Here is a 14,592-nt window from a genome sequence, read left to right on the forward strand (position 1 = left end):
ATGTCTATCACGGCAAGCTCGTTATACCGTGACACTGGAAATTTTTTTCGTCATCAATTGTTCACCCTGGTGCTGATGTCGCTGCTGACCGCGTTTGTCACGGTCATGCTGTTACACGTTCTGACGCCCGGTGACGATCAATTGGCGATATTGCAGCAAGGCGAAATTAGCAGTACCTCGCTGTTCGATATGGTGCAGAGCATGTCACCCGAACAGCAACAGGTGCTGCTGCGCGCTTCTGCAGCGGGAACGTTTGCGGGGCTGGTGGGGAATACGCTGCTGTTGGGCGGTATGCTGTGCCTGATTCCGTTGGTTTCGTCAGGCCAACGCGTAAGTGCGCTGCGAGCGATTGGCGCCTCTGCACCCTTGCTGCCAAAGCTACTACTGCTGACGTTTCTCGTTACCCTGGTGGCGCAGCTGGGCTTTATGGTACTGGTGGTTCCGGGCGTATTGCTGACCATTGTGCTGTCGCTGTCGCCAATCATTCTGGCGAGTGAAAAACTCGGCGTTATCGCCGCAATGCGCGCCAGCATGCGAATGGCATGGAAAAACGTGAAGCTGATTGCCCCTGCCATTATCGTATGGTTACTGGCTAAGCTCGCCGTGATGTTTTTCTTTACCTCATTAACCCTGTTGCCCATGAATGTTTCAACGGTGATTTTCACCGCCATTGGTAACCTGGTTTCGACCCTGTTGGTGATTTATTTGTACCGGCTTTATATGCTGTTACGTTGATTGTCCGTGCGCCTTCCGGCGCACTGGCAGGCCATGCAGCCTTAACTGGAATGACTATGAAGCAGCTACTCGACTTTCTCCCCCTTGTTGTTTTCTTTATTTTTTATAAGTTGTACGACATTTTTGTGGCGTCGGGCGCGCTGGTTGTCGCGACCGGACTGGCGCTGGTCGCGAGCTGGGTGCTGTATCGCAAGCTTGAGAAAATGACGATTTTCACCTTCGTTCTGGTGGCGGTCTTCGGCACGCTGACGCTGGTTTTCCATAATGATGAATTTATTAAGTGGAAAGTCACCGTCATCTATACCCTGTTTGCCCTGGCGTTACTGTTCAGCCAGTGGTTCATGAAACAGCCGTTAATACAGACCATGCTGGGTAAAGAGCTGGAACTGCCTGACCACGTCTGGCGAAATCTCAACATCGCCTGGGCGCTGTTTTTCTTGATTTGTGGCCTGGCAAACATATATGTTGCGTTTTGGTTACCTCAGTCAGTCTGGGTTAACTTCAAAGTGTTTGGACTGACCGGCCTTACGCTGCTGTTTACGCTGCTGAGCGGCGTCTATATCTGGCGTAAGATGCCGCAACAAGAACAAAAATAAACCTGTTGTCCGCTCAGGCGGGCAACGTCTCTCTCAGACTTAAGAAACCAGAGCAATGGACGATAAACATAAATTGCCCAAGGGCGAAATGGTGATGCGCACCCTGGCGATGCCAGCGGATACAAATGCTAACGGCGATATCTTCGGTGGCTGGTTAATGTCACAAATGGATATGGGTGGCGCGATCCAGGCTAAAGAGATTGCTGAAGGCCGCGTCGTCACCGTACGCGTTGATGGTATGACCTTCTTAAAACCCGTCGCAGTGGGCGATGTCGTCAGTTGCTATGCGCATTGTATCCGCACCGGCAACAGCTCGATGACGATTAACGTTCAGGTATGGATCAAGAAGGTGTCATCTGAACCTATCGGGCAGACATATTGTGCTACCGAAGCCGTGTTTATTTACGTCGCGGTGGACAACGAGGGGCATCCTCGCCAACTGCCAGCAGGACGGGATAACCAGTCCTACCCTGCCTGATAACAGGTTTTCGGTGCTGAATCTGCCCTGCAGATAATTCCCTGTTGCCGTGAGCGAAGCGCAGGTTGCGATCGCTCACGGCGCCACAAGCGCCCTTCAGACAGCCTTTCTCCGGCTATTCGATGCTGGCCCCGCCGTTAATTTTGAATACGATATTCATCGTCAGGCCGCTGCCCGGTTTTCCACTCTGATAACGCCACGTTCGCATGGCCTGCTTAACGGTACGTTCGAACATATTGCGCGGTTCGGCAGAAAGGATTTCGATATTATCGACCCGGCCGTCGCTGTCTACGTCAAATTTTACCCTGACGCGTCCTTCAACGCGCAAGGCCGCCGCCCGTGGCGGATAAGACGGCTTGCTGATATTAAGCGCTTTGGGCCCGGAGGAAACACTTTGCGTGGGTGCTGCCGACGGCGTACTTTTTGGCGCGGTCGCAGGCTTGCTTTGGGTGGCGGCCGTATCATGGCTGAACGGATTTGCCTGCGGTTTCACGTCCTGACGCGGTTTCACCTCGCGCTTGGGTTGTTCACGCTTAGGCTCGTGACGGGGCTTTGGCTTAGGCTTAGGTTCAGGTTTGGGGATCGGCACCGGTTCGGCTTTTGGCGGCTCTGGCGCAGGTTGAGGCTCCGGTAAGGGTTCCGGTTCTGGCTGAGGCGTCGGTTGCGGCGCGGGTTGGGCGATTGCAGGTTCTGGCTGAACGGCCGGTGCAACCATCGTCACGCTAATCGGCTGTGATGCTTTAGGTAACTCAATGGTCTGATGAAAAGACGCATAAAGAACACCCGCAATGACTGCACCGTGCAGTGCAACAGACAAGATCATGGCGACAGGCGTGCGTTTCGGTAAGGGCATAGTCAGCGTGGTCATAGCAATCGCAGTAGTGAAATCAAGTCACGATTTTAAATGCAAATAGCAATCAGTTTCAATAACCTCCTTGTTTTGCGGCTAAAAAAGCCTGTTTAGCCCAATATGCTGCAGAGGCCATTGACGCAAGGTTTCGTTTGCACTCTACTTAACTATCCCTTACCGTGTTGCCAAATTTAAGAGTTAATGGGAGCGCCCAATTGCTTTACGTCATTTATGCTGAAGATAACGCCGATTCTCTGGAAAAACGCAACGCCGTGCGCCCCGCTCACCTGGCACGTCTGAAGCTGTTACATGAAGAAGGTCGGTTAATCGTCGCCGGTCCTATGCCTGCGGTCGACAGTAACGATCCGGGCGTTGCGGGCTTTACCGGTTCCACCGTCGTCGCCGAATTCCCGTCGCTGGAAACGGCGCAGGCCTGGGCTGCAGACGATCCCTACATCGCCGCCGGTGTTTACAAGCAGGTTAGCGTTAAGCCGTTTAAGCGCGTCTTCTGATTTAACTCCGCAGCCAAAAAAGAGCTTCCGGGCAGCCGCTCAGAAGCTTTTTTTTCGAGATGATATTTTATGCAATCGATTATTATCACCCTGTTGCTGGTGATTATGCTGTTAGTAGGTGCGGCGCTTTATCTGTGGCGAAAACACGGCTGGCGGAATAAAAAGCACCTGATCGTCATGCTGATCGTCCTGGCCGCTGCGGTACAGCTGGTGAACGTCAAGTTATTGATGACCGGGCATTAATGTCTCAGCCGCGCCGGGCGGCTGATCGATTACAGATTTTGTGTGATAAACAGAATCGAACGACGCTGCTGCTGCGCCAGTTGATGACGAATTCCGTGAATCCGTTTATAGCGACGTGACTGCCCCTCGAGCCAGCGTGAACGTCTGCGCTGTACCTGACGTAACATTCTCCAGCGGGCCACTTCGTTTCTGCTTCGTCTCATCACTTCCTCTCTGGCATCAAACTCACGCGCACGCATTATAAAGATCTCTGAGCGAATGCCAAATCGGATCTCTCATCGAAACGCCGCTATTATTAAGGGTTTCGCTCCCCCTCATCTCCACGTAAACTTCTCTGACTCAAGCGCGAACAGGATGTCCACTTAATGACCACGTTTTACACGCTTATCAGTTGGTTGCTGTTGTTTGGTTACTGGTTACTGATTGCCGGGATCACGCTGCGCATCCTGATGAAGCGACGGGCCGTTACCTCAGCGATGGCATGGCTGCTGATTATCTTTATTCTGCCGCTGGTTGGCATCATCGCGTACTTGTCCTTTGGCGAATTACATTTGGGTAAGCGCCGCGCTGAACGCGCACGTACCATGTGGCCTTCCACCGCTCGCTGGTTAAATGATTTAAAGAAACGCAGCGAAATTTTTGCGACAGATTACAGCGACGTCGCACGATCGCTGTTTCAACTGTGCAACAACCGCCAGGGCATTGCGGGCGTAAAAGGCAATCAGTTGCAGCTTCTGACCAGCTCTGATGACGTCATGAAAGCCTTGATTCGCGATATCCAGCTGGCTCGCCACAATGTCGAGATGGTGTTCTATATCTGGAATCCGGGCGGTCTGGCGGATGAGGTCGCCGAGTCGTTAATGGCCGCGTCACGCCGCGGCGTTCACTGCCGCCTCATGCTGGATTCAGCGGGCAGCGTGGCGTTTTTCAGAAGCCCCTGGGTGGGCATGATGCGCAATGCAGGCATTGACGTCGTTGAGGCGCTCCAGGTGAGCCTGCTGCGCGTATTCTTGCGCCGTATGGACCTGCGTCAACATCGTAAAATGGTGCTGATCGACAACTATATTGCCTACACCGGCAGCATGAACCTGGTTGATCCGCGCTTTTTTAAACAAGAGGCCGGCGTAGGCCAGTGGGTTGACCTGATGGCGCGCATGGAAGGTCCGGTTTCCACCGCCATGGGAATTGTCTACAGCTGTGACTGGGAAATTGAGACCGGTAAGCGTATTTTGCCGCCGCCGCCAGACCGCAATATCATGCCGTTTGAACAGGAAAGTGGGCACACGGTGCAGGTTATCGCCTCCGGTCCCGGTTTTCCGGAGGATTTGATTCATCAGGCCCTGCTCACGGCGGTGTATTCAGCGCGTGAGCAGCTTATCATGACCACGCCCTATCTGGTGCCGAGTGACGATCTGCTTCATGCCATTTGCACGGCGGCCATGCGGGGCGTTAACGTGAGTCTTGTGGTTCCCCTTCACAATGACTCTTTGCTGGTCGGCTGGGCCAGCCGCTCCTTCTTTGGCGAGCTGCTTGAGGCAGGAGTAAAAATCTACCAGTTTGAAGATGGCCTGCTGCATACCAAAAGCGTGCTGGTGGACGGTCAACTGAGCCTGGTGGGAACCGTTAACCTGGACATGCGTAGCCTGTGGCTGAATTTCGAAATTACCCTGGCTGTCGATGATGCCGGATTCGGCAGCGATTTGGCCTGCGTGCAGGATGACTATATTGCCCGTTCGCGTCTGCTCGATCCCAAACGCTGGGCAAAACGTGCCTGGTGGCAGCGGATTGTCGAACGACTGTTTTACTTCTTCAGCCCTTTACTGTAAAACGAGCGAAATTACGAACTGCCCTTAGATAAACGGGACTGAGCATGGATCTGAATAACCGCCTGACAGAAGACGAAACGCTGGAACAGGCCTATGACATTTTTCTTGAACTGGCTGGCGATAATCTTGATCCGGCCGATATCATTCTTTTCAACCTGCAGTTTGAAGAGCGTGGTGGCGCAGAGCTGTTTGACCCTTCCGATGACTGGCAGGATCATGTGGATTTCGATTTGAATCCAGATTTTTTCTCAGAAGTGGTGATCGGTCTGGGCGAAGCGGATGGCGAACCTATTACTGATGTTTTTGCGCGCGTGCTGTTGTGTCGCGAAAAAGATCACAAGCTGTGCCATATTTTGTGGCGTGAATAGCGTAACACCATGAATATAAAGCCGGGCGATTGCCCGGCTTTTTGTTTTACAGCGGATCCACCTTCAGGCAGGACACCGCATGGCGGAAACTGCCTTCAAGCAGCGGTCGGGTTTTCGCACACTCAGGGCCGGCAATCGGACAGCGCGTCCGGAACACACAGCCGGAGGGCGGATTAATCGGTGAGGGTAATTCCCCTTCCAGGAGCTGGATTTGCTTATTCTTCTCCAGGTCCGGATCGGGAATCGGCACCGCCGACATCAGCGCTTTGGTATAGGGATGCTGCGGATTGGTATACACCTCGTCGTAGGTGCCCAGCTCCACGGCGTGCCCCAGATACATCACCAGCACGCGGTCGGAAATGTGTTTAACCACCGCGAGGTCATGGGCGATAAAAATCAGCGACAGGCCCATTTCACGTTGCAGTTGCTGCAGCAAGTTCACGACCTGAGCCTGAATGGACACGTCCAGGGCCGACACCGGCTCGTCGCAGATAATCAGCTTAGGCTCAAGTATCAATGCGCGCGCAATACCGATACGCTGGCACTGTCCACCCGAGAACTCGTGTGGATAGCGGTTGATCAGGTTAGGCAGGAGCCCTACCTTCATCATCATGGTCTTGACGCGATCTTTGACATCCTGACGCGACAGCTCCGGATGATAAGTGCGTAACGGCTCTGCAATGATGTCGCCGATTGTCATACGCGGATTCAGCGAGGCCAGCGGATCCTGGAAAATCATCTGGATATCGCTTCGCGCCTTACGCCACTCTTCTTCACTCTGCCCCAGCAGGTTACGCCCGAGCCATGAAACGCGGCCCTCGGTGGCTTTTACCAGGCCAATAATGGCCCGCGCCAGCGTAGACTTGCCGCAGCCGGATTCCCCGACGACGCCCAGGGTTTCACCTTCATACAGGCGCAGGCTGACACCGTCCACCGCCTTGAGAGATTTTGGCGGCTGCCAGAACCACTGCTTGCCATCCCTGATATCAAAATGGACTTTCAGATCGGCGATTTCGAGTAACACTTTCTTTTCTGCCAGGCTGCTCATACGAGTTCCTCCACCGGCTTAAAGCAGGCGCGCAAACGCCCTTCTGCAAAAGGTAACAGCGGCGGTGCGTTGGAGCAGATATCCATGGCGTGAGGGCAGCGCGGCTGGAAAGGACAACCCTGCGGCAAACGCAGCAGGTTAGGCGGATTACCCGGTATCGTCGTCAGACTTTCCCCTTCCGCATCCAGTCTGGGTACAGCGTTCAGTAAACCAATAGAATAGGGATGTGCGGGCTGATAAAACACATCACGGGCGCGGCCATACTCCATGGTGCGTCCGGCATACATCACCAGAACTTTATCGCAAATGCCCGCAACCACACCCAAATCGTGGGTGATCATAATGATCGCGGTGTTAAACTCGCGCTTAAGCTCATTCAGCAAGGTCATGATCTGCGCCTGAACCGTGACGTCCAGTGCGGTTGTCGGCTCATCGGCAATCAGCAGCTTAGGCCGACACATCAGGGCCATCGCAATCATCACACGTTGACGCATCCCACCCGAAAACTCGTGGGGATACATTTTCATACGTTTACGCGCTTCCGGCATTTTAACCGCATCCAGCATTCTTACTGACTCTTCAAATGCCTGTGCATTGCTCATCCCTTTATGCAGCTTCAGCACTTCCATCAGTTGCTCGCCGACCCGCATATAGGGGTTCAGTGACGTCATGGGATCCTGGAAGATCATGGCGATTTGCTCGGCACGCAGTCGGTTCAGCTGTTTCTCGGGCAGATTCAGGATCTCTTTACCGTTGAATAACGCCGAACCACCGATGCGCCCGTTGCTGGCCAGCAGCCCCATTAACGCAAAGGCGGTCTGGGATTTACCCGAACCCGACTCGCCCACAATCCCTAAGGTTTCACCTGCCCGCAGTGAAAAGTTGAGATCGTTAACGGCGGTGACGTCACCGTCGTGCGTGCCAAAGGTTACGCGTAAATCTTTCACTTCAAGCAGCAGTTCGCTTCCCGCGCGCGCAGCCTGAGCAGGCTGAAATTCATGAATAGTCATCGGGAAACTCCTTAACGATCTTTGGGGTCGAGGGCATCACGCAGGCCATCGCCAATAAAGTTGAAACAAAACAAGGTGACGACCAGGAACGTCGCCGGAAACAGTAACAGCCACGGCGAGACTTCCATGGAGTTCGCACCATCGCTGAGCAGTGCGCCCCAGCTACTCAGTGGCTCCTGCGTTCCCAGCCCCAGAAAGCTCAGGAAAGATTCAAACAGAATCATACTGGGCACCAGCAGCGAAGCGTAAACCACCACGACGCCCAGAACGTTGGGGACGATATGGCGCGTCACAATTTTCCAGGTGGAAACACCGCCAACGTGTGCAGCTTCAATAAACTCTTTGCGCTTCAGGCTTAATGTCTGCCCGCGCACGATACGCGCCATGTCCAGCCAGGACACCATGCCGATAGCGGCAAAGATCAGCAGAATATTGCGGCCAAAGAAGGTCACCAGCAGGATAACGAAGAACATAAACGGGAAGGAGTTAAGGATTTCCAGAATACGCATCATCACGGAATCGGTTTTCCCGCCCAGATAACCCGCGATTGAACCGTACAAGGTTCCCACGATCACGGCGATCAGCGCGGCAGCAATCCCGACCATCAGTGAAATGCGCCCGCCAATGGCTACGCGCACCAGCAAATCGCGCCCCGAGGAGTCGGTGCCAAACCAGTGTCCCGACGTGGTATCGGGCGGTGATGACATCATTCCCCAGTCGGTATCGAAATAGGAGAATTGCGACAGCATAGGCGCGAAAATCACAAACAGCGTGATGAGCATCAGCACCATCAAGCTGATTAATGCGGCGCGGTTATGAATGAAACGACGACGGGCATCCTGCCACAGGCTTCGCCCTTCAACTTCCAGTTTTTCACTGAATGCATCAAGAGCTTCGCTATTTTTCTTACTTAACATCATGGCGAACTCCAGAATCAGTAGCGGATTTTCGGGTCGATAACGGCATACAGCACATCGACGATCGCATTAAACAGGATGGTCAACAGCCCCACCAGGATGGTCAGGCTCAGCACCAGTGAATAGTCACGGTTAAGTGCACCGTTCACGAACAGCTGACCAATACCCGGCAGTCCGTAAATCGACTCGATGACCATAGAACCGGTAATGATGCCCACAAAGGCCGGCCCCATATAGGAAATGACCGGCAGCAGCGCAGGCTTCAGTGCATGACGTAACACGATACGACGCAGCGGCAGCCCTTTCGCACGCGCGGTACGGATAAAGTTGGAGTGCATAACTTCAATCATTGAGCCGCGGGTGATGCGCGCAATACTGGCAATGTAGGCCAGTGAGAGCGCCACCATCGGCAGCAGCATGTAATTCCATTGACCGCCATTCCAGCCGCCACCCGGCAGCCACTTAAGCGTGATTGCGAACACCAGAACCAATAGCGGTGCTACCACAAAACTCGGTATCACCACGCCGGTCATTGCCACCCCCATCACAACGTAATCCCACAGGCTGTTCTGCTTCAGCGCAGCAATAACGCCCGCCGTGACGCCCAGAACGACTGCCAGGATAAAGGCAGCAAGGCCGAGTTTGGCTGAAACCGGGAAGGCATGGCCGACCAGGTAATTGACCGAATAGTCTTTGTACTTGAACGAGGGCCCGAAATCGCCATGCGCCAGTTGAATCAGATAATCAACGTATTGCTTACCGATAGGATCGTTGAGGTGATATTTCGCCTCGATATTTGCCATGACCTCTGGCGACAGGGTGCGCTCGCTGGTAAAAGGGCTGCCGGGCGCCAGTCGCATCATAAAGAAGGAAATGGTAATCAGAACGAAAAGCGTCGGAATTGCTTCAAGCAACCGACGCAGAATGAATTTTAACATTGCCGTACCTACCAGGCTGGTGCTTCACATTGCATTAAAAAAAGTACTGGCGGCGCGTAACGCGCCGCCGCTGTTCTTGGTGTTTTATTAGTGCTTGATGATGTACAGGTTTCTGTCTGCTACGTTATCCAGCGGATCCTTACCGGTATAACCGCCAACATAAGGTTTCACCAGGCGCGTGTTAACGTAGTAGTAAAGCGGCACGATCACAGAGTCTTTATCCAACTGCTGCTCTGCCTTCTCGTAATCAGCCGAACGCGCTTTATCGTCTGTAGTGGCCAACGCATCTTTCATCAGCTTGTCGAAAGCTGGGCTCTTATAGTGCGCGGTATTGTTGCTGCTGTCAGACAGCATGGTGTTCAGGAACGATGTCGGTTCGTTGTAGTCTGCACACCAGCCTGCACGCGCAACGTCAAAGTTGCCCTGGTGGCGGGTATCCAGGAAGGTTTTCCACTCCTGGTTCTCCAGCTTGACTTTCACACCCAGGTTTTTCGTCCAGATAGACGACGCGGCAATGGCCAGTTTCTTATGCAGGTCAGAGGTGTTGTACAGCAGATTAAAGGTCAGCGGTTTTTCTGGCGTATAACCGGCTTCGGCCAGCAGCTTTTTCGCTTCGGCATTACGTTTTTCCTGTGACCAGGTAAACCACTCAGGCTTCGCCAATTCCATACCATCTGTCGCTGGCGGCGTGTAGCTGTAAGCCGGTTTCTGGCCCTGCGCCAGGACTTTGTCTACGATAATGTCGCGATCGATGCCGAGCTTAAGCGCAGCGCGAACGCGCGGATCGTTAAATGGCGCTTTCTGGTTGTTGATTTCGTAGTAGTAGGTACACAGATACGGATCAACATGCAGCTCTTTACCATTGTCACGCTGCAATTTTTTAAACAGCTCAATAGGCAGGTTGTTATAGGTCATGTCGCTGCCGTTATCAGAGAAGTAACGGTTTACATCGCTGACTTCCGACGAGATTGGCAGGAAAGTGACTTTGTTCAGCACGGTATGCGCGTTATCCCAGTATTCAGGGTTACGCACAACGGTGATACGTTCGTTGATGACGTGTGATTCCAACTTAAACGCACCGTTACCCACCCAGTTTTCTGGCTGAGTCCACTTGTCACCGAATTTTTCGATTGCAGCTTTATTAACTGGCGACATTGAGGGGTGAATGAGTAATTTATAGAAATAAGGCACCGGCTCGCTTAAGGTCACTTGCAGTGTATGATCGTCAATCGCCTTTACGCCCAGGTCTGTTGGGGGCTTCTTGCCAGCGATAATATCATCAACGTTAGCCAGATGGCCGTATTGCAGATAGCTGGCATAAGGCGATGCGGTTTTCGGATCGGCCAAACGCTCCCAGCTGTAGACGAAATCCTGAGCAGTGACAGGTTCACCATTTGACCATTTTGCATTTTTACGCAAGTGGAAAGTCCAGACTTTAAAGTCTTTGTTATCCCAGCTTTCAGCCACACCAGGAATGGGATGACCATCCGTATCGCTGATGACCAGACCTTCCAGCAGATCACGACTCACGTTAGATTCCGGAACGCCTTCGATTTTATGCGGATCCAGTGACTGAACCTCGCTACCGTTTCCTTTAACCAGCTCCTGCTTCGCGGCCAGTTCTACGCCGGCAGGTACTGTGGCTGCCATAACGCTGTTCGCTGCGAGCGCACTCATCGCTGCAAAGACGCTGGCAGCAATCAAGGTTTTTTTCGTGATGTTGTTCATTCTTAACTCCAGTTTTTTATTTTCACTGAGGGTGTTTGCGACCTCAGCGTTCCCCGTATTCGGGTCCCCGGTGTTTGCCACCTGGGGCGTATTGACCCTGTTGTGTGGTCTGCACGGCCACGCCCTTCCCGACTGTGCCGCCGGTTAAGCGCGTGACTCAGTGTTTTTTAATGAAATAGTATTTCAGGTCTGTCATGTCCTGCGGATCGTGGCCAGTAAAACCGCCAACCCAGGGTTTAACCAGGCGCACGCTGACGCGATAGTAAACTGGCACAATTGCTGAGTCTTTGTCGAGTTGTGTTTCTGCCTGCTGATACAATGATGCGCGGTCCGCTTCATTTTCAGCCGTTAATGTTGCGGCTAACAGACGGTCGTATTCCGCACTGTGGTAAAACGCGGTATTGGTCGACGACTGGCTCTGGAACATATTCAGGAATGTTGAGGGCTCATTGTAATCCGCACACCAGGTGGCGCGCACAACGTCATATTGTGCCTGATGCCGGGTTTCCAGCAGGGTTTTCCATTCCTGATTCTGCAACGTAACCTGCGCGCCCAAATTGCGTTGCCACATGGACGCGGCGGCGATGGCCTGGGTTTTGTTTTGATCGGATGTGTTATAGAGCAGCGTAAAGCGCAGCGGATTTTTATCGTTGTAACCCGCCTCGGCCAGCAGTTTTTTCGCAGCCGCGTTTCGCTGCGGCTGTGTCCACGCCATCCAGTCTGGGGAAGATAACGCAGCGCCTGCGATGTAAGGCGGCGTAAAGCTGTAGGCCGGAATTTGCCCTTGCCCCATGATCTTACGAGCGATGATATCGCGATCCAGCGTCATTTTGATCGCAGCGCGCACGCGGGCATCGGTGAACGGCGGTTTTTTGTTATTAATTTCGTAATAGAAGGTGCAGAGCAGCGGACTGACTTTAACCTCATCACCCATATCTTTGCGCAATTTAGCAAACAGGTCGGGCGGAACCGCGCTGTTGGTCATATCAATGCCACCGCTGCGATAGCGATTGATATCACTGTTTTCCGAGCTGATGGCCAGAAACGTTCCCTGCTCAATAACGGTCTGAGCATTGTTCCAGTAAAGAGGATTACGCTTCAGAACAATTTTCTCATTCACCACCCAGTCATTCAGCGTATAGGCGCCGTTACCGATATAGTGACCGGGTTGGGTCCAGCCCTCACCCCACTTTTCGATGGCAGGTGCGTAAACGGGTTTCATCGCGGTGTGCGCCAGCATGGCCACTAAATAAGGCACCGGTTCGGTCAGGGTAATTTGCAGATGGCGATTGTCCAGGGCTTTCACGCCCAGTTGATCGGGGGCAACTTTACCGGCAAGAATCGCATCGACATTCGCAATATGGACAGCCTGCAGATAGCTGGCATAGGGCGACGCAGTTTTAGGATCGGCAAGACGACGCCAGCTGTAAACGAAGTCCTGTGCCGTAACCGGCTCCCCATTGCTCCATTTGGCATTGCCGCGCAGGGTGAATGTCCAGATTTTACCTTGCTGGTTTTCCCAGCGCTCAGCCACACCCGGCACCACATTACCGTTATTGTCCGTGTTAACCAGCCCATCCAGCAGGTTGAGGATGATGTTTGACTCCGGTACACCTTCGACTTTATGCGGATCGAGCGAGGCAACTTCCGAACCGTTATTAATCACGATTTGCTGGACGGCGGAGAGCGTCACGTCTGATGGCACGGTGGCAGCACAGGTGGGCAATGCGGTTAAGGTTAGTGCCAGACAAGCCAGGTAGTGCTGCGCGTTCATTTCCCACACCCTTGTTAAATGCCAATTTTTATTCTGATATCCCAGCATCAATAAGGAATAAATCTTTTGCTTTTGACGTTTGGGAAAACATTATTAATGCGCCGAAAATTAGCAGATGCTGCAGAGGGGCGCCAAAACTAAATCGCTAAAATGTTACCTGTTTCTCTTTTATCATGAGATTTTTCCCAGTGGAAGTGTTAATTTTTGCCCTAAAAATAGCTTAACAGACTGATTAATAAACAATCTCATCACTTTGATGTCAATTTAACCAAAAAACAACATTTAGACCCTGGCGTTGCGTTGTTGTAGTGTTAATACACACCGTCACATCATTTAAAAAACGGTTTAAACGACGTAGACCAGCATTAATCATGCCAACTTCCGCTGCGAAAGCAGAATATAGTGTGAATATAGTGACATGCCGCGATGCCAGCACTGGCGCTGCAGCGAAGGTTATTAGCGGAAGTGATAACTGAAGAAGGATGTGAAGAGAGATAAATAATTGCATCAATACGGTGCAAAAAAATCGTCTTTTGCACCCTATTGGTTCATTTCTTGTTAAATGCGATTAAATAAGTCGGTTTACCCAACCAGACCGGGAAAAATTGCCTTGATGCCGGTCACCACAAATTCAATACCTAGCGCCATTAACAGCAATCCCATGATACGGGTAATCACGTTAATCCCTGTCTGCCCTAACAGCCTGACCATTAAAGGCGCAGCGCGGAACAGCAGCCAACAGCTAAAGGCGAAAACAGCAATCGCAACGGTAAAACCCAGAAGGTTGAGCCAGTTGTTATAACGCGTGCTCCAGACGATAGTCGAACTGATGGCGCCTGGACCCGCCATGAGCGGCAGCGCAAGGGGAACCACGCCAATACTTTCCCGAATTGCCGTTTCCGTTTTTTCCTGCTTATTTTGCTTATCCTCGCCCAGCTTGCCGCTAATCATCGACATAGCGATGGTCACCACCAGAATCCCGCCCGCAATGCGAAACGAGTCGATAGAGATACCGAAGACATGCAGGATTGCATCGCCCAGAAACAGCGAGGTCCAGAGAATAATCGCCACCGCGAGGTTGGCCGTCAGGTTGGTTTTATTGCGTTCTGCCACGCCCTGATAGCGGGTCATGCTAATAAATACCGGAATGATGCCGATGGGATTAACCAGTGCAAACAGGCCTACGAAAAACTTGATATAGCCAGACAGATCTAATAACGCAGGATTCACGGTTAACTCCCCATCCCAGATGAAAAACGCGCCTAATGTAAGTGAAAAAAGCCGTGGGCGCCAGATGCCTAAGCAGTTATTTATGCTGTTATTTTACTTACAATTTAGTGGCTTTAACCACGCATTAACTATCTTGTGGAAGATGTTACTTTTACGCCCCGTTTATTATCCCCCAGCCCGGCCCCCCTGAATGCAGAGCTGAAAGGAGTCAGCTTGGGTTTAAATTGATCTAAATCATCATTGTTCTCTCCCAAACCCGATACTCTTTCTCTGTCAGTAACGCAGGTCTCATTATTTCGAAACAGAGAGAAGCTCTTTTAGTAAACAATTGAAAAACCG

16 protein-coding genes are annotated in these 14,592 nt (G+C 52.3%); 7 read left to right on the forward strand and 9 right to left on the reverse strand.

Going from position 1 to position 14,592, the window contains the following annotated elements; all coding sequences use genetic code 11:
* The 3 genes from ACPXSQ_RS07025 to yciA are packed head-to-tail and all read left to right on the forward strand — an operon-like array spanning window position 1 to window position 1,809.
* Window positions 1-735: a YciC family protein gene (locus ACPXSQ_RS07025; protein WP_426143240.1), complete on the forward strand. Its 735-nt coding sequence runs from the start codon at window positions 1-3 to the stop codon at window positions 733-735.
* Between the two features lie 56 nt (window positions 736-791).
* Window positions 792-1,331 carry a septation protein A gene (locus tag ACPXSQ_RS07030; RefSeq protein ID WP_014605727.1) on the forward strand — a complete coding sequence of 180 codons (540 nt, stop codon included), beginning with the start codon at window positions 792-794 and terminating at the stop codon, window positions 1,329-1,331.
* Between the two features lie 55 nt (window positions 1,332-1,386).
* Window positions 1,387-1,809 carry an acyl-CoA thioester hydrolase YciA gene (yciA, locus tag ACPXSQ_RS07035; RefSeq protein ID WP_013025953.1) on the forward strand — a complete coding sequence of 141 codons (423 nt, stop codon included), beginning with the start codon at window positions 1,387-1,389 and terminating at the stop codon, window positions 1,807-1,809.
* A gap of 115 nt (window positions 1,810-1,924) precedes the next feature.
* On the opposite strand, the gene tonB is transcribed toward yciA, so the two are convergent.
* On the reverse strand, window positions 1,925-2,677 hold the full coding sequence (gene tonB, locus ACPXSQ_RS07040; RefSeq protein WP_028715224.1) for a TonB system transport protein TonB: 753 nt from the start codon (window positions 2,675-2,677) through the stop codon (window positions 1,925-1,927).
* Window positions 2,678-2,874: 197 nt separating this feature from the next.
* On the opposite strand from tonB, the gene ACPXSQ_RS07045 reads away from it, so the two are divergent.
* Window positions 2,875-3,171, forward strand: a complete 297-nt coding sequence (locus ACPXSQ_RS07045) for a YciI family protein (RefSeq protein ID WP_014605725.1) — start codon at window positions 2,875-2,877, stop codon at window positions 3,169-3,171.
* Window positions 3,172-3,240: 69 nt separating this feature from the next.
* Window positions 3,241-3,414 carry a hypothetical protein gene (locus ACPXSQ_RS07050; RefSeq protein WP_013025956.1) on the forward strand — a complete coding sequence of 58 codons (174 nt, stop codon included), beginning with the start codon at window positions 3,241-3,243 and terminating at the stop codon, window positions 3,412-3,414.
* Between the two features lie 29 nt (window positions 3,415-3,443).
* On the opposite strand, the gene ACPXSQ_RS07055 is transcribed toward ACPXSQ_RS07050, so the two are convergent.
* Complete coding sequence (locus ACPXSQ_RS07055; protein ID WP_006119368.1) at window positions 3,444-3,617, reverse strand: YciY family protein; 174 nt, start codon at window positions 3,615-3,617, stop codon at window positions 3,444-3,446.
* A gap of 162 nt (window positions 3,618-3,779) precedes the next feature.
* On the opposite strand from ACPXSQ_RS07055, the gene cls reads away from it, so the two are divergent.
* Both cls and ACPXSQ_RS07065 read left to right on the forward strand, forming a co-directional pair.
* Window positions 3,780-5,240, forward strand: a complete 1,461-nt coding sequence (gene cls, locus ACPXSQ_RS07060; RefSeq protein ID WP_013025958.1) for a cardiolipin synthase — start codon at window positions 3,780-3,782, stop codon at window positions 5,238-5,240.
* Window positions 5,241-5,278: 38 nt separating this feature from the next.
* Window positions 5,279-5,608: an HI1450 family dsDNA-mimic protein gene (locus tag ACPXSQ_RS07065; protein WP_196492568.1), complete on the forward strand. Its 330-nt coding sequence runs from the start codon at window positions 5,279-5,281 to the stop codon at window positions 5,606-5,608.
* Between the two features lie 46 nt (window positions 5,609-5,654).
* Here ACPXSQ_RS07065 and oppF read toward each other — a convergent pair whose 3' ends face one another.
* The 7 genes from oppF to ACPXSQ_RS07100 all read right to left on the reverse strand — a co-directional run bounded on the left by oppF (window position 5,655) and on the right by ACPXSQ_RS07100 (window position 14,253).
* Window positions 5,655-6,656 carry a murein tripeptide/oligopeptide ABC transporter ATP binding protein OppF gene (gene oppF / locus ACPXSQ_RS07070; RefSeq protein ID WP_013025960.1) on the reverse strand — a complete coding sequence of 334 codons (1,002 nt, stop codon included), beginning with the start codon at window positions 6,654-6,656 and terminating at the stop codon, window positions 5,655-5,657.
* On the reverse strand, window positions 6,653-7,666 hold the full coding sequence (locus tag ACPXSQ_RS07075) for an ABC transporter ATP-binding protein (RefSeq protein ID WP_013025961.1): 1,014 nt from the start codon (window positions 7,664-7,666) through the stop codon (window positions 6,653-6,655). Before ACPXSQ_RS07075 ends, oppF begins: the two co-directional genes overlap by 4 nt.
* A gap of 11 nt (window positions 7,667-7,677) precedes the next feature.
* Complete coding sequence (gene oppC, locus ACPXSQ_RS07080) at window positions 7,678-8,586, reverse strand: oligopeptide ABC transporter permease OppC (protein ID WP_013025962.1); 909 nt, start codon at window positions 8,584-8,586, stop codon at window positions 7,678-7,680.
* Between the two features lie 14 nt (window positions 8,587-8,600).
* Window positions 8,601-9,521 carry an oligopeptide ABC transporter permease OppB gene (gene oppB / locus ACPXSQ_RS07085; protein WP_013025963.1) on the reverse strand — a complete coding sequence of 307 codons (921 nt, stop codon included), beginning with the start codon at window positions 9,519-9,521 and terminating at the stop codon, window positions 8,601-8,603.
* Between the two features lie 87 nt (window positions 9,522-9,608).
* Window positions 9,609-11,249, reverse strand: a complete 1,641-nt coding sequence (oppA, locus tag ACPXSQ_RS07090; protein WP_029570076.1) for an oligopeptide ABC transporter substrate-binding protein OppA — start codon at window positions 11,247-11,249, stop codon at window positions 9,609-9,611.
* Between the two features lie 157 nt (window positions 11,250-11,406).
* Complete coding sequence (locus ACPXSQ_RS07095) at window positions 11,407-13,023, reverse strand: ABC transporter substrate-binding protein (protein WP_426143247.1); 1,617 nt, start codon at window positions 13,021-13,023, stop codon at window positions 11,407-11,409.
* Between the two features lie 582 nt (window positions 13,024-13,605).
* Window positions 13,606-14,253, reverse strand: coding sequence for a YchE family NAAT transporter (locus ACPXSQ_RS07100; protein ID WP_013025965.1), 648 nt, complete (start codon window positions 14,251-14,253; stop codon window positions 13,606-13,608).
* Between the last annotated feature and the right edge of the window lie 339 nt (window positions 14,254-14,592).

It is taken from the genome of Pantoea sp. EEL5, from assembly GCF_049892805.1.
In the GTDB taxonomy this organism is placed as follows: Bacteria; Pseudomonadota; Gammaproteobacteria; order Enterobacterales; family Enterobacteriaceae; genus Pantoea; species Pantoea ananatis.